At 63.3% G+C, this 23,579-nt stretch carries 20 protein-coding genes; 8 read left to right on the top strand and 12 right to left on the bottom strand.

Features of this window, described 5'->3' with window-relative positions:
• Positions 1-119 precede the first annotated feature (119 nt).
• The 7 genes from OPU71_RS05795 to rpmH are packed head-to-tail and all read right to left on the bottom strand — an operon-like array spanning position 120 to position 5,036.
• Positions 120-902, bottom strand: coding sequence for a sulfite exporter TauE/SafE family protein (locus OPU71_RS05795; RefSeq protein WP_324256036.1), 783 nt, complete (start codon positions 900-902; stop codon positions 120-122).
• 21 nt (positions 903-923) lie between these two features.
• On the bottom strand, positions 924-1,268 hold the full coding sequence (locus OPU71_RS05790; RefSeq protein ID WP_267726077.1) for a hypothetical protein: 345 nt from the start codon (positions 1,266-1,268) through the stop codon (positions 924-926).
• 12 nt (positions 1,269-1,280) lie between these two features.
• On the bottom strand, positions 1,281-2,639 hold the full coding sequence (gene mnmE / locus OPU71_RS05785) for a tRNA uridine-5-carboxymethylaminomethyl(34) synthesis GTPase MnmE (protein WP_267726076.1): 1,359 nt from the start codon (positions 2,637-2,639) through the stop codon (positions 1,281-1,283).
• Positions 2,614-4,269 carry a membrane protein insertase YidC gene (gene yidC / locus OPU71_RS05780; protein WP_267726074.1) on the bottom strand — a complete coding sequence of 552 codons (1,656 nt, stop codon included), beginning with the start codon at positions 4,267-4,269 and terminating at the stop codon, positions 2,614-2,616. The genes mnmE and yidC overlap by 26 nt, the downstream gene beginning before the upstream one ends.
• Positions 4,270-4,324: 55 nt before the next feature.
• Positions 4,325-4,534: a membrane protein insertion efficiency factor YidD gene (gene yidD / locus OPU71_RS05775; protein ID WP_267726073.1), complete on the bottom strand. Its 210-nt coding sequence runs from the start codon at positions 4,532-4,534 to the stop codon at positions 4,325-4,327.
• Positions 4,535-4,540: 6 nt separating this feature from the next.
• Positions 4,541-4,963 (bottom strand): ribonuclease P protein component, encoded by a 423-nt coding sequence (gene rnpA, locus OPU71_RS05770; protein ID WP_267726072.1) that lies wholly within the window; start codon positions 4,961-4,963, stop codon positions 4,541-4,543.
• Entirely contained in the window at positions 4,902-5,036 is a 135-nt protein-coding gene (rpmH, locus tag OPU71_RS05765; RefSeq protein ID WP_114403167.1) for a 50S ribosomal protein L34, read from the bottom strand. Before rpmH ends, rnpA begins: the two co-directional genes overlap by 62 nt.
• 276 nt (positions 5,037-5,312) lie before the next feature.
• Here rpmH and dnaA point away from each other — a divergent pair, with 276 nt between their 5' ends.
• The 8 genes from dnaA (at position 5,313) to OPU71_RS05725 (ending at position 18,577) form a co-directional block, all read left to right on the top strand.
• On the top strand, positions 5,313-6,740 hold the full coding sequence (gene dnaA / locus OPU71_RS05760) for a chromosomal replication initiator protein DnaA (RefSeq protein ID WP_267726064.1): 1,428 nt from the start codon (positions 5,313-5,315) through the stop codon (positions 6,738-6,740).
• A 527-nt stretch (positions 6,741-7,267) separates the two neighbouring features.
• Positions 7,268-8,371: a DNA polymerase III subunit beta gene (dnaN, locus tag OPU71_RS05755; RefSeq protein ID WP_267726061.1), complete on the top strand. Its 1,104-nt coding sequence runs from the start codon at positions 7,268-7,270 to the stop codon at positions 8,369-8,371.
• Positions 8,372-8,550: 179 nt separating this feature from the next.
• On the top strand, positions 8,551-11,031 hold the full coding sequence (gene gyrB, locus OPU71_RS05750; protein WP_267726058.1) for a DNA topoisomerase (ATP-hydrolyzing) subunit B: 2,481 nt from the start codon (positions 8,551-8,553) through the stop codon (positions 11,029-11,031).
• Between the two features lie 147 nt (positions 11,032-11,178).
• Positions 11,179-12,516, top strand: coding sequence for an SWIM zinc finger family protein (locus tag OPU71_RS05745; protein WP_267726056.1), 1,338 nt, complete (start codon positions 11,179-11,181; stop codon positions 12,514-12,516).
• Complete coding sequence (locus tag OPU71_RS05740; RefSeq protein WP_267726053.1) at positions 12,513-14,060, top strand: DUF5691 domain-containing protein; 1,548 nt, start codon at positions 12,513-12,515, stop codon at positions 14,058-14,060. The genes OPU71_RS05745 and OPU71_RS05740 overlap by 4 nt, the downstream gene beginning before the upstream one ends.
• Positions 14,057-15,136, top strand: coding sequence for an ATP-binding protein (locus OPU71_RS05735; RefSeq protein WP_267726050.1), 1,080 nt, complete (start codon positions 14,057-14,059; stop codon positions 15,134-15,136). The genes OPU71_RS05740 and OPU71_RS05735 overlap by 4 nt, the downstream gene beginning before the upstream one ends.
• A gap of 7 nt (positions 15,137-15,143) precedes the next feature.
• Positions 15,144-17,417: a DUF5682 family protein gene (locus OPU71_RS05730; protein WP_267726047.1), complete on the top strand. Its 2,274-nt coding sequence runs from the start codon at positions 15,144-15,146 to the stop codon at positions 17,415-17,417.
• Positions 17,414-18,577 (top strand): VWA domain-containing protein, encoded by a 1,164-nt coding sequence (locus tag OPU71_RS05725; protein ID WP_267726045.1) that lies wholly within the window; start codon positions 17,414-17,416, stop codon positions 18,575-18,577. The genes OPU71_RS05730 and OPU71_RS05725 overlap by 4 nt, the downstream gene beginning before the upstream one ends.
• Positions 18,578-18,595: 18 nt before the next feature.
• Here the strand turns inward: OPU71_RS05725 and OPU71_RS05720 are convergent, their stop codons facing one another.
• From OPU71_RS05720 to OPU71_RS05700, 5 genes are all read right to left on the bottom strand, one after another.
• Positions 18,596-19,462, bottom strand: coding sequence for a DMT family transporter (locus OPU71_RS05720; protein WP_267726042.1), 867 nt, complete (start codon positions 19,460-19,462; stop codon positions 18,596-18,598).
• A 90-nt stretch (positions 19,463-19,552) separates the two neighbouring features.
• Complete coding sequence (locus OPU71_RS05715; RefSeq protein WP_267726039.1) at positions 19,553-20,509, bottom strand: hypothetical protein; 957 nt, start codon at positions 20,507-20,509, stop codon at positions 19,553-19,555.
• Positions 20,510-20,634: 125 nt separating this feature from the next.
• A complete protein-coding gene (locus tag OPU71_RS05710) occupies positions 20,635-21,015 on the bottom strand; it encodes a hypothetical protein (protein WP_267726037.1) in 381 nt (126 codons plus the stop codon).
• Positions 21,016-21,018: 3 nt separating this feature from the next.
• Complete coding sequence (locus OPU71_RS05705) at positions 21,019-22,527, bottom strand: S41 family peptidase (protein ID WP_267726035.1); 1,509 nt, start codon at positions 22,525-22,527, stop codon at positions 21,019-21,021.
• 200 nt (positions 22,528-22,727) lie between these two features.
• Positions 22,728-23,567: a nuclear transport factor 2 family protein gene (locus OPU71_RS05700; protein WP_267726033.1), complete on the bottom strand. Its 840-nt coding sequence runs from the start codon at positions 23,565-23,567 to the stop codon at positions 22,728-22,730.
• Between the last annotated feature and the right edge of the window lie 12 nt (positions 23,568-23,579).

Genomic DNA, 23,579 nt, shown 5'->3' with positions numbered 1-23,579 from the left:
GGAAGGGGCTGAATCAGGGGAAGGGGCGGAATGATACGGGCTGAGCGCGAAAAATCCTAGACGCCAGGACAGGTCGCGCGGGGATACTGGCAAGGCGGCATGGTGTTCCACGTGGAACACTACGCAATGATCATCTCAGCCCCCAGCTTCACAACCAGCACGGAGACCAGCACAAGAAAGACCCACCGAATGAATCCATTGCCATGCTTGAGTGCGAAATGCGCGCCGACTTGTGAGCCAGCCAGGTTCGCAATCGCCATCAGGGCTCCGACCTTCCACAGGATGCCCTCACCCAGAGCGAAGGAAGCGATTGCAGCCAGATTGGTGGCTACGTTCACCACCTTCGCCGACGCCGAGGCCTTCAGGAAATCAAAACCAAACCAGCGCACGAAGACAAAGATCAGGAAGCTGCCGGTGCCGGGCCCGAAGAACCCATCATAGAAACCGATGACGCCACCGGCGATGAGTGAGAGTGGAAGCACCCAGTGCGCGGGAAGCGATGCCCGTTCGAGTCGCCCGAAATCCTTCCTGACGAAGGTGTAGGCACCCACCAGCACGAGCATCACCAACACAAAGGGTTTCAGAACTTCCTTTGGCAGCAAGCTGACCGCCTGAGCACCCAGCCACGCGCCAATGAAGGCAGCGGCAGCGGCCCAACAGACCGTGCGCCACGGCAGCGCAATCTCACGCACATACCGAATGCAAGCACCCAGCGTACCCGAAACCGAAGACACCTTGTTCGTGCCAAACAAGACTGCGATCGGCGTCGCAGGAAACACTGAGAGCAAGAGTGGGATCTGGATCAGCCCACCTCCACCGACTACGGCATCAACCAGGCCGGCGAGGAAGGCCCCACCCAGTAGAAGAAACCAATCCATCAGCACCGCGAACGTGTGTTCCACGTGGAACAAACCCACGGGCAATCACACATTGGCTTCCCTTTCTTCCTTCTCCAACCACAGTGCTCGCGCCACCGCCTTCCAAGCGTCGTTTCCATGAACCTCAACGCCCTTCTCCGCAGCCTCGCACATCAACTTGTTCATCAACGCGATCAGACCGAACAGTTCCTCGCAGGTCTGATCGCGCGAGAACTCAGCGCCACTTCCGATCTCTCGACCACCGTTGTTCGCGGCCAGAACCTCCTTCGCGAGCATCCGCATCACAGTCGGATCCGTCCAGTCGAGATTCAGGATCACCAACTTTCGCTCGATCTCAAGCGCCAGGCCGGCCGCTTCTTCATCGTAGTAACTCAGATCAAACTCACTCATTCCAGCTCCATCCTATTTCCCGATACAGAAGCGCGAAAAAATCACGCCCAGCAAATCATCAGCGCCGAACTCACCGGTGATCCGATTCACCGCTTCCTGCGCCAGCCGCAACTCCTCGGCCATCAGTTCCAGTGCCTCTTCATGCGCGCGCGTCAGCGCCAAGGCGATCCGCTCGCGCGCATCCCGCAAGGCTTCGACATGGCGCTCGCGGGCGAGGAACACCTCTTCGCCGTGAGCCTCCCAACCGGCAACCCGCAACAACTCGGCACGCAGCAAATCCATCCCGGCTCCGCTTGCAGCAGACAGATGAATCTCTACCCCGTCAGCGGCTTCAACCCGCAGCGCCTGGGCACCGATCAGGTCGATCTTGTTGAAGGCCCAGATGACCGGCACCGCATCAGGCAAGCGCGCATCAATTTCATGATCTGCGGCAGTGATGCCGTCCCTCGCATCAACTAGGCGCAACACGACATCCGCGCGACCGATTTCCTTCCAGCTACGTGCAATCCCGATCCGCTCGACGGCGTCCTCCGTTTCCCGCAGACCGGCGGTATCGATGATATGAAGCGGAATCCCCTTGATCTGGATCGTTTCGCGAAGCACATCCCGCGTTGTACCGGCGACATCCGTGACGATTGCGCGATCCTCGCCAGACAGGCGATTTAGCAGACTCGACTTACCGACGTTAGGCTGGCCGGCCAACACGACATGCAAACCACTCCGCAGCAAGCTGCCCTGCCTTGCCGTCGCAAGCATCCGATCCAGTTCATCACCCAGAACATCCAGACGCTCGAAGGCACGCGCCGCCCGCAGGAAGTCGATCTCTTCCTCGGGAAAATCCAGCGTTGCTTCAACCAGCATGCGCAGCTCAATCAGCTTGTCGCGCCAGGCATGCACCTGCCGTGAGAAATCCCCGTCGAGCGAGCGCAAGGCCGAACGTGCCGCCGCTGACGTATCCGCATCAATCAGATCCGCCACAGCCTCGGCCTGCGCCAGATCGAGCTTGTCGTTCAGAAAGGCGCGCTCGGTGAACTCACCGGGTCGCGCAAGCCGCGCACCCAACTCAAGACAGCGCGCCAGCAAGAGCCGCATGACCACCGGCCCTCCATGACCCTGCAACTCGAGTACGTCTTCACCGGTGTAGGAATGCGGGCCGGGAAAGAAAAGCATAAGGCCGGCATCAATTGGCCGGCCTTCGCTATCGAGGAACTTGCTCAGCTGGGCAAGACGCGGCTGAGGCGTCTTGCCCGTCAGGCGCTTCGCGAAAGCTTCAAGCCCACTCCCCGAAACCCTGACGACACCGATGCCACCGCGCCCCGGCGCAGTGGCTATCGCCGCAATCGACTCAACTGTTGGCTGCTTTTCCGCCACCTTCGATCATCCGTATGATGTACCACTGCTGACCAATCGACAGAACGTTGTTGACCACCCAGTAAAGCACCAGCCCCGCCGGAAACCACGCCATCATCACCGTGAAGAAAACCGGCATGAACATCATGACTTTCGCCTGCACCGGATCAGCCGGCGCCGGCTGAAGTTTCATCTGGATCAGACTGGTGACACCCATGATGATCGGCAGGACGAAGTACGGATCCTTGATCGAGAGGTCAGTAATCCAGCCCAGCCAGGGCGCCTGACGCATCTCGACGGCGCCCAGCAGCACCCAGTACAAGGCGATGAACACCGGCATCTGGATCAGGATCGGCCAGCACCCGCCCATCGGGTTGACCTTCTCCTTCTTGTACAGCTCCATCATCTCCTGGTTCATCTTCATCCGGTCGTCCTTGTACTGCTCCTGAATCCGCTTCATGCGAGGCATGATCGTCTTCATTTTCGCCATGGACTTGTAGGACGCGGCAGACAAGGGGAAGAACGCCAGTTTGATCAGCACCGTCAGCGCAATGATCGCCCAGCCCCAGTTCCCGACCAGCTTGTGCAGCCAGGCCAGGCACCAGAAGATCGGCGCAGCGATCACCGTCAACCAACCATAGTCCACCACCAGATCCAAGCCCGGCGCCAGTGCCGAAAGCTTGTTCTGTTCCTGCGGACCAACGTAAAGCGGGACGGATACCGTCGCTTTCGCCCCTGCCGCAAGCGCTGCAAACGGCTGAATCACCCCCGCCGAGACAAGCCCACCATCGAGCGGCCGCGCATAGAACTCACGCTGACCCGCAGCCGGCACATAAGCCGACACGAAGTAGTGTTGAACCATTGCCACCCAACCGTCCGCTGCAGGCTTGGGAAGCTTGGCCTCGTTCTTCTCGATCGAGCTGAAATCGATCTTCTTGTACTTCTCGGCCTCGGTATAGAACGCCGGGCCGGTGTAAGTCTGCGCACCGCCAAAGAAACCCGCAGTGGTTTCGGCCGACTTGGTATCCCGCGTCAGCTGGTAATACGCATGACCGGTGACGGCGCCCGTGCTTGCGTTATTGATCTCGTAACCGACATCCACCACGTAGGTACCACGATGGAAGGTCAGCACCTTGGCGACCTTGATGCCGTTCTGCTCCGGTGCCTCAAGCCTGACCACCAGCGATTGCTCACCATCCTTCAGCACGAGCTTTCCGGTCGTCGGCAAAGCAAAGACCGTCTTGTGATTGGGCAAGCCCGCCCCGATCAGCCCACTCTGCGCAAGATAGGTATGCGCCCCGCCCTCTTCAAAAAGGACAAAGGGCTTCTTCGGATCATCGTTCGCGCCATGCTTGAGCAATTCAAGCCGCACCAGATCGCCGCCCAGTGCCGACACTTCCGCTCGAATCAGATCGGTCTCGATCAGAAGCTTCGGCGCCTTCTGGCGTTCAGCGCGAGCAACTGCTTCGGTACCCGAAACCGGTGGCGCGGCAACCACGCCCGGCGCCGACGGCACCGGCGTTGCACCCTGGGTTGCGGCAGCGGCGACGGCCGCAGGCGTTTTCGGCTGGTTGTGCTTCAGCCAGGCGTCCCAAAGCATGACGAGCGACATGCTGAAGATCACCAGAAGGATCAGGCGGCGGTTATCCATCGGATTCAGTCGTTTCGGGTAGGTATATCAGTCGTACGCGCAAAGTGCGCAACATTCAGGGTACCGGATCATACCCGCCAGCATTCCACGGGTGACAACGCGTAACACGGCGCGCAGCGAGCCAGAAGCCTTTGATAGCACCATAACGTTGCAAGGCTTCAATGGCGTACGCCGAACAGCTGGGATGAAAGCGGCAGTTGCGTCCAAGGAACGGACTAAGGAAGAACCGGTATGCACGCAAGAGGAGGATGAGCACGGCCTTCATGGCGAATCATCCCTGCGGTAAGCGGTCAAAAAGCGCATCGACTTCAAGCCGCAGAGCGGCCCGACTGGTCGCTTTGGGTGAAGCCGAAAGCCGAAGCACCAGGTCACAGCAAGGCAGCGTTGCGCGCCGCAGGCGGAACGCCTCTCGGGCGATCCGCTTGATCAGATTGCGCTGCACTGCCTGGCGCGCCAGCTTCTTTGCAACCACGAAGCCGATTCGCGCACTTGGCAAGGCATTGGGTCGGTAGTGCAGATTGAAAACTTTGCCCCGCACGACCCTGCGGAAGGAAAAAACCGCCGAAAACTCGTCGCCCGTATGCAGCCGGTAGGCTGGTATCAGGTCGAAGCTGGCAGTTTCAACCAACCGTTCAGACTGCGAGACGATGACGGCCCTTGGCGCGGCGTGCGGCGAGCACTGCACGACCACCACGGGTACGCGAGCGGACGAGGAAGCCGTGCGTGCGCTTGCGGCGGACGACGGAAGGCTGGTAAGTGCGCTTCATTGTTCTGTTCCCTTGCTGAGGCGGAAAAACGCGCGATTACACAGCGTAACGCACTGTTTGTCAAGCCTTTTTATGTTTTCCACAGGGTCTGGCCTGTGGATAAATCTGTCAATCAAGCGTAGAATAACTCGCTTCCGACGCTTCATCCGCGACCCGTTTCAGATCCACAAAACGGCGTCGACTGAAGCATAAAAACCACATAAGAATCAAAGAGTTGATGCCGAACCGTACGACGCCATCCGCGCCGTCGCGGAGTGGGCGCCATTCGCGCAAAACGTGAGCAACGAATTCTGGTCTACCTGTCTATCCCGCCTCGAGGCTGAGCTGCCGCAACAACAGTTCAACACCTGGATCCGGGCACTTTCTGCATCCCCGACTGCCGACCCCCGCAGTCTGGAATTGCTCGCCCCCAATCGCTTCGTCCTGCAATGGGTGCGTGAACGTTACCTGCGTCGGATCGAAGAAATCGGCCACGATCACTTCGGCGAACCGGTGCAGGTCACGCTGGCGATTGGCAACACGCCACGGCCGGCAGCAGTCAAAGCCAACACTGCGCCAGCAATGCCAAAGCCAACTCCCGGCCCAGCCAATGCGCCAGCAGCGCCTGCCATTGCAAAAGGCCGTGAGGACTCGCAGACCCAGTCGCGCGCAAGCAGTGAAAGCAGCGAAAGTGCCGCTTACGAGCGCACCCGTCTGAACCGCGACTTCACTTTCGACAGTCTGGTGACAGGCCGTGCCAACGACCTCGCCCGCGCCGCCGCGATGCAGGTGGCCCAGAACCCGGGCACAAGCTACAACCCGCTGTTCGTCTACGGTGGTGTCGGCCTCGGCAAGACGCACTTGATCCACGCCCTCGGCAACGCTGTCTGGAAGCAGAACCCGAAAGCCGTGATCCGCTATGTGCATGCCGAGGACTACTACGCCGACGTGGTGCGCGCTTACCAGCAAAAGAGCTTCGATCAGTTCAAGCGTTACTACCGCTCGCTGGATCTTCTCCTGATCGACGATATCCAGTTCTTCAACAACAAGAACCGCACTCAGGAAGAGTTCTTCCACGCGTTCAATGCGCTGACCGAAGCACGCAAGCAGATCGTGATCACCTGTGACACCTACCCGAAGGATGTCACCGGCCTCGAAGACCGCCTCATCTCCCGATTCGACTGGGGCTTGACAGTGCAGATCGAACCGCCCGAACTCGAAATGCGGGTGGCCATCCTGAAGAAGAAGGCCGAGGTCGAGCGCATCCTGCTGACCGATGATGTGGCCTTCCTGATTGCCAAGAACCTGCGCTCCAACGTTCGCGAACTTGAAGGCGCCCTCAAAAAGGTGCTGGCCTTCGCGCGCTTCCACGGCCGTGACATCAGCCTAGAACTTGCCAAGGAAGCCTTGCGTGACCTGCTGGCCGCCCACAATCGCCAGATCACCTTCGAACTGATCCAGAAGACCGTCTCGGACTACTACAAGATCAAGGTCTCGGACATGCACTCGAAGAAGCGGACCCGCGCGATTGCACGTCCGCGCCAGGTCGCAATGTTCCTCGCCAAGGAACTGACGCCCTCATCACTACCCTCGATCGGCGAAGCCTTCGGCGGTCGCGACCACACCACGGTGCTGCATGCGTGCAGGACCATTGCTGAACTACGTCTGGCAGATCAACAACTCAACCACGACCTGCATGTGCTTACACAAACCCTGCGCAGCTAGATCGTGGTTCTGTGTGCCTCAATCTGTGGATTGAGCGTGCACAGACAAGGGCATCATTTGGGGAAAACACTGGAAACTAGGCGCCGCAAAAAAAGCATCCCCATTCGTTCGCCCAACAGTACGCAGCTTTCGAACAGGGTTAGACATCATTCAAGTCATTGTTTTTTAGCTGTTAAACGGCCTTATCCACAGATTTGCGTCTAGGTGTACTAATAGTAGTTATATGTTTACAAGATCTTGTTAACAACCAAACCAGTCGCACCAGCCTGAACTTGGTCCCTCCGGATAGACTCGGAAAACCCAAAGTACTCGCTCATGAGTGTGGATTGACAGTGGGTAGAACATGGCAAGATTTGGGGAAAACAAGCTTTGTTGAGGTGAAGCAGAAATCTTTCCCCAGTTGTTCATCAAACCTTACGCCGTTTATGAACAGACTTTTTTCGCCTTCAAGACATTGATAAATTTTAGATTTCTGTGTTTATCCACAGAAAACGGGTGCAGTTAACTAATAGTAGAGGTTTACTTAAATGCTTCTGTTAACAGCTTCACGTGAAGCTTTGCTGGGTCCGCTGCAATCGGTTTCCGGGATTGTCGAAAAGCGCCATACGCTCCCGATCCTCTCCAACGTTCTGATCGAAAAGCGTGGAGACGAGCTGACCCTGCTCGCGACTGATATCGAGATCCAGATCCGGACAACCGGGCAGGCAAGCGGTGGAACCGACGCCAACTTCACCGTGGGTGCGCGCAAGTTCCAGGACATCCTCCGTGCGCTGTCGGATGGCTCAGAAGTCAACCTCAAGCTCGAATCCAATCGCCTGTCGCTACACGCAGGCAAGAGCCGGTTTGCGCTGCAGACCCTGCCGGCCGCCGACTATCCGCGAATGCAGTTCAACGAAGCAGACGCGATCAGCTTCACCGTTTCGCAAAAAGCCTTCAAACGCCAGCTGGCACAGGTTGCCTACTCGATGGCGGCGCAGGACATCCGCTACTACCTCAACGGTCTGCTGGTTGTCGCGCAGGGCAACGAACTGCGCATGGTCGCCACCGATGGTCACCGCCTCGCTTACGCGTCGGCCGAAATCGAAGGCGATCTGCCGAAGACCGAGGTCATCCTGCCGCGCAAGACCGTGCTTGAACTCGCACGCCAGCTTGCCGACAGCGATGAGCCGCTGGAAATCTCCCTCGCCGGCAACCAGGCCCGCTTCCGTTTCGGGCCGATCGAGCTGATCAGCAAGCTCATCGATGGCAAGTTCCCGGACTACGAACGCGTCATTCCGCAGAACCATCCGAAGCTGCTGATTCTTGGTCGCACAATGCTGCTCGGCTCGCTTCATCGCGTCGCGATTCTCACGAACGAGAAGTTCCGCGGCGTTCGTGTGGTACTTTCCACCGGTAGCTTGAAGATCGTCAGTTCGAACGCCGAGCAGGAAGAAGCGCAGGAAGAGATCGAAGTCGACTATGCCGGCGACTCTGTCGATATTGGTTTCAACGTCACCTACCTGCTTGATGTGCTGACCAATTCCGCCACTGACGATATCGAACTGCGTCTGAACGACGGCAACTCGAGCGCCCTCATCACTCTGCCGGGTGACGACCGCTTCAAGTACGTCGTGATGCCGATGCGTATTTAACGCAAGCGAGAACAAGCCGACCGAGCGATTCCAGATCGGACTTCGGGCGCGCAGTGCTTTGGCATTGCTGCGCCCTGGTCGGGTGCTGAATCGCTCGCCGTGCCATTTCGGTATCGCACGGCCCGCGAACAACAGATCAAGAAGGCGGCACGCCCGCCAGTGAGAACGACCAGATGTCCATGCCTGAACAGAACCAGCAACCCGCCTACGACGAAGACAGCATTCAGCAACTTGAAGGCTTGGAAGCCGTGCGAAAGCGCCCTGGCATGTACATCGGCGATACCAGCGACGGCACTGGTCTGCACCACATGGTTTTCGAAGTCGTCGATAACGCCATCGATGAGGCCCTTGCCGGCCACTGTGACGACATCGTAGTCACCATCCACACCGACAACTCGATCTCGGTCACCGACAACGGCCGTGGCATTCCGGTCGGCATCAAGTTCGACGATAAGCACGAACCCAAGCGATCCGCGGCCGAGATCGTCATGTGCGTGCTGCACGCCGGCGGCAAGTTCAACCAGAACAGCTACAAGGTCTCCGGTGGCCTGCACGGCGTGGGCGTTTCGTGCGTGAACGCGCTTTCGAAATGGTTGCGTCTCACGATCCGCCGCGATGGCAAGAAGCACTTCCTCGAATTCAACCGCGGCCATGCGGTCGATCGCCTGGTTGAAGTGCAGAACGGTGTCGAAGTCTCGCCCTTGCGCGTGCTGGGCGACACCGAAAAACGCGGCACCGAAGTGCACTTCCTCGCCGACGAAGAAATCTTCGGCCACATCGAGTTTCACTACGAAATCCTCGCCAAGCGCCTGCGCGAACTCTCCTTCCTCAACAACGGCGTGCGCATCCGCCTGATCGATCAGCGCACCAACCGTGAGGAAGACTTCGCTTTCTCCGGCGGCGTACGCGGCTTCGTCGAGTACATCAATCGCGCCAAAACCGTCTTGCACCCCAGCGTGTTCTACGCCGCAGGCGCCACCCAGGTACCGGTCAGCGGTGGCGGCGGCACGGTCGAGCTCACGGTTGAAGTGTCGATGCAGTGGAACGACAGCTACCAGGAACAGGTGCTGTGCTTCACCAACAACATCCCGCAGTCCGACGGCGGCACCCACCTCACCGGCTTGCGCATGGCGATGACCCGCGTCATCAACAAGTACATCGAAGAACACGAGATCGCCAAGAAGGCCAAGGTCGAGATCACCGGCGATGACATGCGAGAAGGCCTTGCCTGCGTCCTATCGGTGAAAATGCCCGATCCGAAATTCGCCTCGCAGACGAAGATGAAGCTCGTCTCGAGCGAGGCCCGTCCGGCGGTCGAAGAAGTGGTCGCCGCCAAGCTCGCCGAGTACCTTCAGGAACGCCCGATCGACGCCAAGACCATCTGCGGCAAGATCGTCGAAGCCTCGCGCGCGCGCGAAGCCGCCCGCAAAGCGCGCGAAATGACTCGCCGCAAAGGCGTGCTGGACGGCGTCGGCCTGCCCGGCAAGCTCGCGGATTGCCAGGAGAAAGACCCGGCCCTGTGCGAGATCTACATCGTCGAGGGTGACTCCGCAGGCGGCTCCGCCAAGCAAGGCCGCGATCGCAAGTTTCAGGCGATCCTGCCGCTGCGCGGCAAGGTGCTCAACGTCGAGCGCGCGCGCTTCGACAAGCTCATCTCCTCCGAACAGATCGCCACGCTCATTACCGCGCTTGGCACCGGCATCGGCAAAGACGACTTCAAGCCCGAAAAGCTGCGCTACCACCGCATCATCATCATGACCGACGCGGACGTCGACGGCGCCCACATCCGTACCCTGCTACTCACGCTGTTCTACCGCCAGATGCCCGAACTGGTTGAGCGCGGCCACATCTACATCGCCCAGCCGCCGCTCTACAAGATCAAGCACGGCAAGAATGAGCGCTACATCAAAGACGACGCCGAGCTGGACGCCCACCTGCTGCGCATGGGCCTAGACACTGCCCAGCTCATCCCCAGCACGGGCGCCACGCCTATCGAAGGCGATGCTCTCGGCGAACTCGCACGCAACTACCTGCTGGCCGAAGCCGTCATCAACCGCGTCGCCGGCTTCATCGACCCGGCCGCACTGCGCGCGATGCTTGCGCAGAACATCGCCGTCGCCTTGAACGACGAAGCAGCAGCCATCGACTCGGCAAGCCGTCTGCAGGCTTCCATGCCCAAGGGCGTCAACGTCCGCGCCCACTTCGATCAGGAAAGCGAAGCCTGGCAACTCGCGGTTGAACGCATGCACCACGGCAATGTCCGCCGCGGCATCATCGACTCCGAGTTCCTCGTCTCGGGCGACTACTCCCAGATCCGCCGCGCCGCAGAAATGATCAACGGCCTCGTCGGTGAAGGCGCCGAAATGCGCCGCGGCGAAAAAGGCGCGCCGGTTACATCGTTTGCAGAAGCCATCCGCTGGATGTTCAACGAAGTCGAACGCAACCTCAGCAAGCAGCGCTACAAAGGCCTCGGCGAAATGAACCCCGACCAGCTGTGGGAAACCACCATGGACCCGGCCGTCCGCCGCCTGCTCAAGGTGCAGATCGACGACGCCATCGCCGCCGACGAAATCTTCACCACCCTGATGGGCGACCAAGTTGAACCACGGCGCGAGTTCATTGAATCCAACGCGCTCTACGCCCGAAACATCGACGTTTGATTCGAAATTTCAAAAAAATGAGGCCTCGAAAGAGGCCTCATTCTTTGGCTCTTCCTGCTCCGCTGGTCGTTTCCACTAGCTGTGCCTGTTCAGATTGATTGGCCCATCGAGCCAATATTCCGACCAACCCGACCCCCCTGATTCCTGATGCAGCTCAGCGCCGACGAAGTCCTGCAGCTATCGCCTGACGATTCTTCGACGAAGGCCGCCAAGGGGCTGGTGGTTCCGGCGAAGTGGCCGACTTTGTCCTTCGACGCCGATGCGGTCTGGGGCGAATGTCAGGGAAGTGGTTCCAAACCCTACCAGGTGCAGGTCGACAAGTCCGGCCCGGCCTTCCGTTGCACTTGCCCGAGCCGCAAGTTTCCCTGCAAGCATGGGCTGGCTCTGTTGCTGCTGCTGGCACAGGTGCCGGACAAATTTGTGCAATCGTCGCCGCCAGCTTGGGTTTCGGAGTGGCTGGATTCGCGCAAGCAGCGGGCCGAGAAGCAGGCCGCAAAGCAGGCTGATACGGCAAGCACCGAGGCCGCGACTAGCGATCCGCAAGCGGCTGCGCGGCGCGATGCACAGCGGCAGACACGGATGCAGGGCGGTATCGATGAACTGGAACGCTGGCTCAACGATCGATTGCGTGAAGGCCTCGCCCAACTGCCCGGCCGTACATCGCAGTGGGATGAGCTTGCGACGCGCATGATCGACGCCCAGTTGCCAGGCCTTGCCTACCAGTTGCGCCGCATCGGCGCGGCGGTGTCGAAGGGCGAGGACTGGCCGGCGCGGGTGCTCGGCGGCCTCGGCCAACTGCGTTTGTTGATCGATGCCTTCAGCCGCATCGAAACCCTGCCCGAGCCGGTTCAGGCCGATCTTCGCTACGCGCTGGGTTTGCCGGTGGATCGCGAAACGGTTGCCGCCGCCGGCGAGCAGATCGAAGACGACTGGGTGGTGCTGGGTCAGTGCATCGATGAAGACGGCCGCCTCTGGGTACGTCGGGTCTGGCTGCGGGGCAGCGCCACCGGGCGCTACGCGCTGCTGCTGGACTACGCACACGGCAGCCGCCGCTTCGACCAGTCTTTCCTCACCTCGTCGCGCCTGCGTATGCGCCTTGCCTTTTACCCCGGCAATGCGCCCTTGCGCGCTATCGTGCTGGGCGAGGCGGCGCAGATCGAACGGGTCGATGCGCCGCCCACGCTCACGCTCGACGAGTCGCTCAACACCCTCGCCTTGGCGGAGGCCGCCAACCCCTGGCAGGCGCCGCAGCCCATGCTGTTCAGCAACGGTGTACCGCGGCACGACGCGCACGGCTGGTGGCTGCAAACGACGTCGCAACAGATCGTGCCGATCGTGCTGCCGGATGAGGAGGGCTGGATTTTGCTGGCGGAAAGTGGCGGCGAAGCGATCAGCGTGTTCGGCGAATGGCAGGGCGGCGCCTTGCGGCTGCTGAGCGCCTGGAAACACGGTTTGTTCTGGGTCCAGGACGGGGTGGCCGCATGAACGCGCTGCAGCAGCTTGCCAATCAAGTCTTGCTTGGCACCGAACGCCGGCCGCCGGATTTGGCGCAGACCACCGGACCGATTGGCGATCTGGCTGAGGCTGCCAACACATCGGATACCCCGGTCGAAGTGCAGGTCTTGCGCCGTGCCGGCATTCTTGCGGTGTGCGGCCGTGCCGGCCATGTGCCGATGCGCACCGGCGATTCCTTACCGCCCCGCTGTGCGGACGAGTCTGCTGCAAGGCTCGACGACCCCGACTGGCGCGCCGCGCTGAGCGCTGTTCTGAGCGAAGGCCCGGATTTGCTGCGTGCCGAAGCGCTGCGGCGGCTGGCCGAACAGGGCGCGGTCCTGCCGCCGAGTTTGCTGCCAGCCGCCTTGTCGCTCGCACAGAAGACGCCGGCCTTGCGCCAAGCCGTCGCTGCGAGCCTCGGTGAGCGCGGGCAGTGGCTCGCCCGTCAGAACCCGGACTGGCAGATCGCCCTGGCTGCGGCCGCCGCACCGGAACTTGAATTGTGGGACCACGGCAGCCTTGAGCAACGCAAGGCCTTGCTCGCCCAACTGCGTGCCGTTGCGCCCGATGCCGCGCGCGAGCGCCTCGCTGCCGGCTTTGCCGAATTCGATGCGCGCGAACGCGCCCAATTGCTCGAAACCTTGTCGCTTGCGCTCGGCCCGGCCGACGAGGTCTTTCTCGAATCGCTGCTTGGCGACCGCAGCAAGGAAGTGCGCCAACTCGCCGCCAGCCTGCTCGCGGCGCTGCCGGCAAGCCGCTACGCGACGCGGATGGCGAGCCGACTCGGCGCCTGCCTGAGCACCCAGCGCAAGCTGTTCCGCACCGTCTGGCAACTCGATCCGCCCGAAGCTTTCGGCGACGACTGGAAAGCCGACGCGATCGACACCACGCGGGCCAAGAGCGAAACGCTCGGCGAGCGGGCCTGGTGGTTGTACCAGCTGGTGCGGGCGGTTCCGCTGGCGTTCTGGGTGAGCCATACCGGTCAGTCGGCCGCCGAACTGGTGCAGTGGGCGAAGGCGAGTGACTGGGCCGAAGCGGTGATGCGCGGCTGGGGCGAAGTGCTGGCGCGTGAAGCGCCGCCCGAGTGGATCGAAGCCCTGCTCGCCACCGCTGATGCACCCATGCTCAGCGCCCTGCGCACCGACTGGATCACCCTGATCGAGTACCTGCCGGCCGCGCGGCGCGAAGCCCACTGGCGGCCATTGGTGCAGAACCGCCAGCGCGCGCTGGGCGATCTGCTGGGCCGCATCAACCAGAGTGCCGAGCCCTGTTCTGCAGCCTTTGCCCGCCTGGTGCTCAAGGAAGTCCGCGAACTACTGGGCAGCGATGCCGGCAAGTGGGACTACGCGCTGCGCAAAACCCTGCCCGAGTTCATCTGCCTGATCCCGCCCGAATGCCTCGATGAGGCCGGCCAGCACTGGCCGCTGGACAAGCCGGATACGCTGTACTTCAGCGAAACCCTTGCGCGTGTGCTGGCGATTGCCGCTCTGCGCAAAACCCTCAATCGACCCCTCAGCTTGCGGAAATCAACATGAGCCAAGTACTGCGCCAACATGCCGAAAACCAGTTTGCCGAAGAGCTCGAAGCGCTCAAGCAAGCCGATACCCGCGAGCGGCCAGGCAACTGGGTGCTCTCGCCCTGGGCGGTTGTGACCTACCTGATGGGTGGCAAGCTCGACAACGGCTTTACCGTCAGCCCCAAGTACATCGGCAGCCAGCGCCTGATGGAAACCGCAGTCGCCACGCTTGCCACCGACCGCGCCTTGCTGCTCTTCGGCGTGCCGGGCACCGCCAAGTCCTGGGTCTCGGAACACCTTGCGGCCGCGATCAGCGGTGATTCCACCTTGCTGATCCAGGGCACCGCCGGCACCAGCGAAGAACAGCTGCGCTACGGCTGGAACTACGCCGAACTGCTCTCCAAGGGCCCGTCGAAGCAAGCGCTGGTGCCCAGCCCGATGATGCGGGCGATGGAAGCCGGCAAGACCGCGCGGGTCGAAGAACTCACCCGCATCCCAGCAGATGTGCAGGACACGCTGATCACCATCCTGTCGGAAAAATCGCTGCCGGTGCCTGAATTGGGCATCGCCACCCAGGCGGTGCGCGGCTTCAACGTCATCGCTACCGCCAACAACCGCGACAAGGGCATCAACGAACTTTCGAGCGCGCTCAAGCGCCGCTTCAACACCGTGATCCTGCCGGTGCCCAGTAGCGAGGATGAAGAGGTGGCGATCGTCACCAAGCGCGTCAGCGAACTGGGCCGCGCGCTGCAACTGCCGGGCGAGCCGCCGGCACTCAAGGAAGTGCGCCGCGTGGTGCAGATCTTCCGTGAGTTGCGCAACGGCCAGACCGAAGACGGCAAGACCAAGCTCAAGACCTCCAGCGCCACGCTCAGCACCGCCGAGGCGATCTCGGTGATCAACAGCGGCATGGCACTCGCTGGCCACTTTGGTGACGGCGTGCTGCGTGCCGGCGACATTGCGAGCAGCCTGGTCGGCGCGATCGTCAAAGATCCGGTGCAGGACGCGGTGGTGTGGCGCGAATATCAGGAAACCGTGATGAAGGAGCGCAGCGACTGGAAGGATCTGTACCGCGCCTGCCGCGATCACGACTGAGCCGCCAATGGCCGACGCCCCGATCCACCTCTTCGGCATTCGCCACCATGGGCCGGGCTGCGCACGCAGCCTGATGCGCGCGCTCACCGAGCTGCAGCCGGACTGCCTGCTGGTCGAAGGCCCGCCCGAAGGCGAGGCGATGTTGCCGTTGATCTGCGATGCCGCGCTGCTGCCGCCGGTCGCACTGCTGATCTACAACCCCGAGGATTCGCGCGAGGCAGCCTTCTACCCCTTTGCTGCCTTCTCGCCGGAATGGAACGCGCTGCGCTACGCGGTGGAACGGGGTATCCCGACACGCTTCATCGATCTGCCGGTCGGCCACCGCTTTGCGCTCGCGCGCCCGCCGGAGGCGGAAGGCGAACCCGCCCCGCCGACCGACGCGGCCAGCGCCGAGCCCGATCAAACCAGCGAAGAAGCCGGCGCCAGCGGCGACCCGCTCGACTGGTTGGGCCGCGCCGCCGGCTATGGCGACGGTGAAGCCTGGTGGAACCACATGGTCGAAGAGCGCGGCGACAGCCTCGACCTGTTCGCCGCGATCCGCGAGGCGATGAGCACGGTGCGGGCCGAAGCACCGCAAGCCAGCCGGAACGAGGCCGCACAACACCGTGAGGCGCTGCGCGAGGCGCACATGCGCAAGTGCATCCGCCTGGCGCAGAAGGACGGCTTCGCGCGCATCGCGGTGGTCTGCGGGGCTTGGCATGTACCGGCGCTGGCGGAGATGCCCAGCGCCAAGGCCGATAACGAGCTGCTCAAGGCGCTGCCGCGCGTGAAAGTGGCCGCCACCTGGGTGCCCTGGTCCAACGCCAACCTGAGCGTGCACAGCGGCTACGGTGCCGGCGTTGCCTCGCCCGGCTGGTACGAACATCTGTGGACCACCACGCCCGAACGTCGCGCCACCGCTTGGCTCGCACGCGCCGCGGCGCTGTTCCGCGCCGAAGGGCTGGATTGCTCCTCCGCCCACCTCATCGAAGCGGTGCGCCTGGCCGATTCGCTCGCCGCCTTGCGCGAACGCCCGCAGCCGGGGCTGGACGAACTCGGCGAAGCGCTGCGCACCGTGGTGTGCATGGGTGACGACGCACCGATGCAGTTGATCGCGCGCGCGATGATCGTCGGCGACCGCCTCGGCAGCACGCCGAAAGACGCGCCCGCGGTGCCACTGCAGCGCGACATCGCCCAGTGGCAGAAAAGCCTGCGGCTCAAGCCCGAGGCCGGCCAGAAGGCGCTCGATCTCGATCTGCGCCAGGCCAACGATCTGGCGCGCAGCCATCTGCTGCACCGGCTGGTGTTGCTGGACATCGGCTGGGGCGCCCTGAGCAAGACCGGCCGCAGCGCCAAAGGGAGCTTCCACGAAATCTGGACCCTGCAGTGGGCGCCGGAGCTGGCGATCGCGGTGATCAACGCCAGCCGCTGGGGCAACAGCGTGGCCGAGGCCGCCGCCGCGCGCGCGATCGATCGAGCGCTCAAGGCCGAGGCACTGCCCGAACTCTCGGCGCTGGTGAATCAGGTGCTGCTGGCCGATCTGCAGACCGCCATCGCGCCGGTGACCCGCGCGCTTGAAGACCTTGCGGCGCTCGCCAGCGATGTGGTGCAGATGCTCCAAGCCCTGCCCTCGCTCGCCAATCTGGCGCGCTACGGCAATGTGCGGAAAACCGATGTTGGCATGGTCGAACACCTGCTCGACCGCCTCGTGCCGCGTGCCGCGATCGGCCTGCCGGGCGCCTGCAGCGCGCTCGACGACGATGCCGCGCAGACCATGCGCGAGGCGATCGCCGGCGCCCACCAGGCGGTGCGCCTGCTCGAACGCGAGGCCTTGTCCGAGGCATGGTCTGCGGCGCTGGCGCGGCTTGCCACGGCCGAGACCTGCCACGGCATGGTCGCCGGCCTTGCCGCCCGCCTGCTGTTCGACACCCGCCAAACCACGGCGGACGATACCGCCCTGCGCATGAGCCGCGCGCTTTCGGCCGGCAACGACCCGGCACCGGCGGCGGCCTGGCTCGAAGGCTTCCTGAACCAGAGCGCGCTGGTGTTGCTGCACGATGCGCAGTTGTGGGCGCTGGTTGATGACTGGCTCTGCACGCTCAACGATGCGCACTTCCAGCGCGTACTGCCGCTCTTGCGGCGCGCGTTTTCGGCCTTCAGCGCGCCGGAACGTCGCCAGTTGGGCGAACGGGCGCAGCGGCCGGCCGCCACTGCGCAAACCGCCACCCAGCCGGATTGGGATACCGAGCGCGCCGAACGCGCACTGCCCTTGCTGCGCCAACTACTCGGAGTGTCGCAATGAGTACTGCCGAACACGCGGCGCGCCTGCACCGCTGGCGCATGGTGCTGGGTGAAGCGGCCGCCGAATCCTGTGGCAGCAGCCTCACCGGCGACGATCTGCGCATCGACCAGGCCATCACCGCGCTCTACGACGCCGACAGCGCGGGCGGCCTGCGCGGCGGCAGCGGTGCTTCGTCGCCGCGGGTGGCGCGCTGGCTGGGCGACATCCGACAGTACTTCCCGGCATCGGTGGTGCAGGTGATGCAGAAAGACGCCTTCGAGCGCCTCGATCTGAAGAGCATGCTGTTCCAGCCGGAGATGCTCGAAGCGGTGCAGCCGGATGTGCACCTGGTGGCCACGCTGATGTCGCTGCGCGGCATCATCCCCGCCAAGACGCGCGACACTGCGCGCCTGGTGGTGCGCAAGGTGGTCGATGCGCTGATGAAAAAGCTCGAAGAGCCGATGCGCAGCGCGGTCACCGGCGCCTTGAACCGGGCCGAGCGCAACCGCCGTCCGCGCCATGCGGAAATCGACTGGGGCCGCACGATCCGCGCCAACCTGCGGCACTGGCAGGCGGACTACCGCAGCATCATTCCGCAGACGCTGATCGGCTACGGTCGCAAGGCGCGCCGCACCCAGCGCGAGGTGATCCTGTGCATCGACCAGAGCGGTTCGATGGCCGCCTCGGTGGTGTACTCCAGCATCTTCGGCGCGGTGATGGCCTCGCTGCCGGCGGTGAAGACGCACATGGTGGTCTTCGATACCGCAGTGGTCGACCTCACCGAGCAATTGAGCGACCCGGTGGAAGTGCTGTTCGGTGTGCAACTGGGCGGCGGCACCGACATCAACCGCGCGGTCGGCTACTGCCAATCACTGGTACGCGATCCGCGCAACACGATCATGGTGTTGATCTCCGACCTGTACGAAGGCGGTGTCGAGAAGAACCTGCTGCAACGCGCCAGCGAACTGGTGCAGTCCGGCGTGCAGGTGATCACGCTGCTGGCGCTCAGCGATGAGGGCGCGCCCTCCTACGACCATCAGCTTGCCGCCAAGCTGGCCGCACTCGGGGTGCCCTCGTTTGCGTGCAGCCCGGATCAGTTCCCGGCGCTGATGGCTGCCGCCATCCGCCGCGAAGATGTTGGCCTCTGGGCGGCGCAGCAGGGCATCGTGGCGGCGCGTTAGCCTTGAACGAGGGGCCGCTCAGGTGGCTGGCGCGCGTTCGGCCTGGTTGAACTTCCACTCGCTCAACACCACCGCAATCACCACCAGCGCGCCGCCGAGCATGCCGCGGCCGCCGAGCATTTCGGCGAGCCAGAGCCAGCCGAAGAGGGCGGCGAAGACCGGTTCCATGGCGTAGATCACCGCAGCCTTTTCGGCCGAGACGTGGCGTTGTGCCACCGCTTGCAGGAAGAGCATGCCGGCGCTGGCAACCAGGCCGAGGTAGAGGATGGGCAGCCAGGTCGTTTCGAGGCGCGCGGGCAGGGTGGCGAGGCGATCGCCGCTCAGGCCGCTGGCGAGCATCCAGACCAGCGCGAAGGCGGCCATCAGGACGATCTGCGTCGCGGCCAGGGTCCGCGGGTGGTGCGCCGGGGCGCGGCGCGAGAGCAGGATCACGTAGATCGCGTAGGACAGCGCGCAGAGCAGGGTGATGCCATCGCCGATCCAGTTGCCGCCGCCTTCCCACGACAGCAGGCCGATCCCGAGGCATGCCAACGCGGCGGCGCCGAGGATTTGGGCATTGAGCCGGCCACCGAGCGCAAGCCCGAGGAAGGGCACCATCAGCACGTTGAGGCTGGTGATGAAGGCGCTGCGGTTGGACGAGATGTATTCCACCCCGACCGCCTGCGTCACGTAAGAGACCAGCGCGACCACGCCGAGCACTGCCCCGTCGCGCCACGCGGCGCGCGAAGCCTTCATGGCGAAGGGCAGCATGACGAGCCCGGCAACGAGGAAGCGCAGCGCAGAGATTTCGACCCCGCTGAGGGTGGCGGATGCCGCCTTCATCAACGGGAAGGTGGTGCCCCAGACCAGGGTGACGAGCAGCAGAAGCAGGACGTTGATGTTCACGGAATACGACGCGCGCAAAATGCAGAGAACCGCGGATTTTACGCGCCCGATGCCCCGCCCCGCGAGGGTCAGACAGCCCTGCGCTACGCCCTAGAAGCTGACCGCAAAGCCGAGTGAGACGCCCGAGATGTCTTCGCCGAAGGCGTAGCGCGCGACCAGGCGGGTGCGGGTGATGATGATGTCGTATGCGCTGGAATCGAATTCAATACCCGCCCCGACCTGGCTCAGGCGCACGAAACCCAGTGCGCCGCGCTGATCGCCGAAGTATTCGGAATGGGCGGCTTCGAGCACGTAGCGGAAGGGGCGATCGAGAATCGTCCAAGGGGTTGGCGCGCGATAGCGGGCCCAGATGTTCGCGGTGCTCGAATCGGCCGAGCCCACCACGGCCTCGCTGCTGCCGCCGAAGCTGCGCAGGCGCAGGTGCGTCAGCCGGCATTCCACATCCACTTCGTGCGTGTCGAATACGGCCTCGTAGTCGAGCATCAGGCTGCCGCCCAGGCCGTAGGCGTTGAGACCGCCGCCATCGAGGAACTCGATGTCGCGATCGAGCTTGAATTCCAGCCATGCGCGCGCAATCGTCAGATCGCTGGCAACCGTACCGAGCGAAAAATTGAGGATCGGTCGCAAGGCCAGGTAGGGCGCAATCGGGAAGTCCCATCCGATGCCCCCGGTTGCCGAGACCGAGGTCCATTTGACTGGAACCGTCCGCTCGACCAGGCCGTCGGTGGCAACAAAGCTCGGGTCGTAACGGCTGTATGCGGCGGCGCCTTCAAGGTAGAGCGGCGTCTCTTTGCTCCAGGTGAAGCCGCCACCGAACTGCGACATCAACAGATCGGGGTTGCCGGTCGGGTCGCTGCTGATGGAAAGCGAACTGGAAGTGATGTCGGGGATCACCGAATAGCTCATCAGCGATAGCACCCCATTGGCCGCGCGCTGCAGATCAACCCCTTTTGCGCGGAGGATCTTCTCCTGTGCTTGGGCGGCGGGCGCAAGCAGGATCAGCGTGAGCAGCAAATGCCGGGCTGTACGGCGGACTGACGAAGACATCGGGGACTCCAGCGGTGTTGCAGCCCGCAATTGATTCGCTCAGCGCGTCGGGCCGCTTTCGGAGGCGGACACTAACACGAGGCGATTGCTGCCGTTGCGTGGGTTTGGGGGCAGCGCACGCGCCCCTAGCGCGGCAGTGCGGCGGGCCGGCAGTTCACGCCGTCCAGTGCCAGTTCGCGATCGCTGCCTTCAAGGCGCAAGAGGCAGCTGCCATCGCGAATCTGCAATCGCAAGAGCTTGGGGAAACCCTCGCTGCGGCCATCAACCCGCAGGCCGGCAGCGTCGCGCCGCATGGCGCGGTCGATGCTGACCTGGCTGTTCACCATGAACGCATCGTCCGCCAGCAGCACCGGCACACCACCGAGCAAGGCGCTGGCGCTGCGGGCCAGGTGCGCGCGCGTCGCGGCGGACGATTCGGTCAGCAGCGCGTCTTGCGCCGCCGCCAGCGGTGCTGTGCGGCAAGCACTGGCGAGCAGCAGGATCAGCAGGCCGACCGCGCCGCGCATCGTTCAGCGCTGCAGGATGCGGTTGTCGCGGAAGGGCGAGCGCGTCCACACGCCCGCGCCAATCGGCAGGCCCGCGCGCGTTGGCGCCAGCGCCCGCGCGGCCGGTTGCGGCGGGCAGATGCCCGTGTCGCGATAGCTCAGTGCAGCGGCCAGGCGCGCTTCGGCCGGGTCGCCCAATTCGTGGGCGAAGTCGTCGGCCACCACGCAGCCGGGCACGCCCGCCTCGCCGCTGCCGGCGGGCACGAAGCCGTCCGCGTAGTCGCCAAAGCCGGCGGCATTCACCCCCTTGAACTGGATCGCGAAGTAGGTCGTGCCGCAGTTGTCTTGCGGGTAGAAGCCGTAAGGCTTGCCGCAGGTGGTGTTGCCGATCTGGAAGACCTGGATGCCCGCGCCACGCAGGCCATTGATGATGGCCTCGCTCGCCGAACAGGTGCCACCGCCGGTCAGCACATAGACCCGCCCGAGCCCCAGCGTCGGCAGCGCCTGCCCTTCGGCAAGAGAAAAGCCCAGGCTTGATGCGTAGAAGGGCGTCGCGGCAAGCGGCCGGCCGGTGACCGGGTTGGTGCTGGTGTGCTTGTCGTTGAACATGGTGCGTTCAAAGAACTTGCCGGCGGTGCGGTCCGGGCCGGCAATCATGTACGCCATCTGGCTCGCAATCGCGAGGTAGCCGCCGCCGTTGTAGCGCAGGTCGAGCACCAGATCGGTGACCGCTTCGCCGCGCAACTGCTCCACCGCCTTCACCAGATCCGCCTCGGCCGGCGCGATGTGGTCGTTGAACTGGATGTAGCCGACCTTGCCACTTGCCGTGCTGAGCGTGCGCGTATTCATCACGGCACTGAGCTTCACCGCCGCCGAGCTCATCGTCACACTGCGCTCGACGCCGGCATCGCGCACGGTGAAGGTGTGCGACTCGCCTTCCTCTTCCGGAAACAGTGCGGCGTTGAGCAGATCGACATTGGCGCTGTCGGCAATGTTCTCACCATCGGCGGTGATGAACTCGGTGCCGCGCCGCAGGCCCGCCAGTTCGGCCGGCGAGCCCGGCTGCACATAGGCCACGCGGATGCTGCGCGGCGGCGTGGACGAGCCAAAGCTCAGTTCGGCGCCGTAGCCCGCAGTGATGCCCGATTCGGACTGCCGAATCCACTCTTCGGTGGAATAGGTGAAGTGGAACTGGTCCTTGGGTTTGCCGCTGGGCGTCAGCGCGGGCGTCTTGAGCACATCGAAATAGGCCAGCACTGTCGCAAACGCGCTCGGGTTCGGATCAGGCACTTCGCGGTACCAGAGGTAGGTTTCATTGATCCACGAACGCAACCACGCCTTCTCGGTGACTGCGCTGCCGGCCCGGTCGACGTAGGGGCGCCCGGTTTCGGGATCCGTGCCGGTGCGCGGCGCAATGCACTGCGCTGCAAGGCTGCTGGAGGGCGGGAAGCCCGCTGGCGCGGGCGTCGGTGCCGGGCTGCCGCTCGATCCGACACCTCCACCGCTGCTGCTGCCAGGCGCCGGGTTGAGCATGCTCGGCCCACCCCCCCCGCCACACGCGGCAAGAAGAAGGGAAACAGCCAGGCTGGAAGCGAGAAGACGGCAGTTGATCATGGCGCGCACACGGGGGAGGAAGATGCAGCCGCAGATTCTGCGTCATCACTTCGCAAATGGTCTGGTAAGGCGTCACTGTTTTGACGAATCACAGACTTTGCCGTGTGGATGAATAGCCCCTACTCGATGTTCGGCTCCCACAGCACATTGACGATCAGCCATTGGCCTTTGTTGCGAGCCAGCGCGATGTAGTCAAAGAACTCGCCGGTCTCAAGCAGTGCAAGCGCCGAGCGCCCACGAATATCAAGCACCTTCAGTGTCTTCAGCTGCTTTGCGGCGGGCGTGCGCGTGCCGCGGCCCGCCCGTGTTGCGGCAATCATGTTGTTGGCATCGAGTGTATCGATGCGGATATCGCCGGCCCGGTTGAGCAAGGCCGGTTTGCGTTTGATGAGTTCCGGATGCAGTGCGCGGCGCATGCGTTCGGCATCGCCGGTGTACCAGCCCTGCAGATAGTCCTGCACGGTGGCTTCAACCAGCGCGGCGTCGTGCATGTCGCGCCCCTCATCAGCGCTGAGTTTCGGTTCCCACAGCACATTCAAGACCTGCCAGCGGCCTGCGTTGCGCACCAGTTGCAGGTAGCTGAAGGTGCCACCGGTTTCGACCAGCGCCAGCGCGCTGACGCTTCGCTGATCCAGCACCTCGGTCGTCATCCGCTTGCGGTCTTCGGCCGGCGCCCGGCGCCCCAGACCGCTTCGCGCCGCAACGAGCAGACCGAGCTGGTCGATCTCTTCGAGCTGGATCGCGCCGTCGGTGCCGGATAGCGCCGGCTTGCGGCGGATCAGGTCCGGGTGGGTGGCCGTTTCGATGCGTGCTGCGTCGCCGGCATACCAGCCCTCGACATACGCGTCCAGGGTTTCCAGCAGGGTGGCATCGTCTTGCGCGGCACGTGCGGAGACAGGCTGCATCATGCAAGCGACGATGGCCAACAGGGCAAGCCCGGCACAGGTCTTCCGATTCATGTGAGGTACTCC

Source organism: Niveibacterium sp. 24ML, assembly GCF_026586805.1.
In the GTDB taxonomy this organism is placed as follows: Bacteria; Pseudomonadota; Gammaproteobacteria; order Burkholderiales; family Rhodocyclaceae; genus Niveibacterium.
This window is presented reverse-complemented; position numbering and strand designations above follow the sequence as displayed.

What these genes read in the sequence shown, in the direction of transcription:
- OPU71_RS05710 (WP_267726037.1), bottom strand. Translation starts at nt 21,015, where the DNA reads ATGCGCGGCGCGGTCGGCCTGCTGATCCTGCTGCTCGCCAGTGCTTGC.
- dnaN (WP_267726061.1), top strand. Translation starts at nt 7,268, where the DNA reads ATGCTTCTGTTAACAGCTTCACGTGAAGCTTTGCTGGGTCCGCTGCAA.
- OPU71_RS05715 (WP_267726039.1), bottom strand. Translation starts at nt 20,509, where the DNA reads ATGTCTTCGTCAGTCCGCCGTACAGCCCGGCATTTGCTGCTCACGCTG.
- OPU71_RS05705 (WP_267726035.1), bottom strand. Translation starts at nt 22,527, where the DNA reads ATGCTCAACCCGGCGCCTGGCAGCAGCAGCGGTGGAGGTGTCGGATCG.
- OPU71_RS05735 (WP_267726050.1), top strand. Translation starts at nt 14,057, where the DNA reads ATGAGCCAAGTACTGCGCCAACATGCCGAAAACCAGTTTGCCGAAGAG.
- OPU71_RS05725 (WP_267726045.1), top strand. Translation starts at nt 17,414, where the DNA reads ATGAGTACTGCCGAACACGCGGCGCGCCTGCACCGCTGGCGCATGGTG.
- OPU71_RS05740 (WP_267726053.1), top strand. Translation starts at nt 12,513, where the DNA reads ATGAACGCGCTGCAGCAGCTTGCCAATCAAGTCTTGCTTGGCACCGAA.
- gyrB (WP_267726058.1), top strand. Translation starts at nt 8,551, where the DNA reads ATGCCTGAACAGAACCAGCAACCCGCCTACGACGAAGACAGCATTCAG.
- yidC (WP_267726074.1), bottom strand. Translation starts at nt 4,269, where the DNA reads ATGGATAACCGCCGCCTGATCCTTCTGGTGATCTTCAGCATGTCGCTC.
- OPU71_RS05700 (WP_267726033.1), bottom strand. Translation starts at nt 23,567, where the DNA reads ATGAATCGGAAGACCTGTGCCGGGCTTGCCCTGTTGGCCATCGTCGCT.
- OPU71_RS05730 (WP_267726047.1), top strand. Translation starts at nt 15,144, where the DNA reads ATGGCCGACGCCCCGATCCACCTCTTCGGCATTCGCCACCATGGGCCG.
- OPU71_RS05745 (WP_267726056.1), top strand. Translation starts at nt 11,179, where the DNA reads ATGCAGCTCAGCGCCGACGAAGTCCTGCAGCTATCGCCTGACGATTCT.
- rpmH (WP_114403167.1), bottom strand. Translation starts at nt 5,036, where the DNA reads ATGAAGCGCACTTACCAGCCTTCCGTCGTCCGCCGCAAGCGCACGCAC.
- OPU71_RS05790 (WP_267726077.1), bottom strand. Translation starts at nt 1,268, where the DNA reads ATGAGTGAGTTTGATCTGAGTTACTACGATGAAGAAGCGGCCGGCCTG.
- yidD (WP_267726073.1), bottom strand. Translation starts at nt 4,534, where the DNA reads ATGAAGGCCGTGCTCATCCTCCTCTTGCGTGCATACCGGTTCTTCCTT.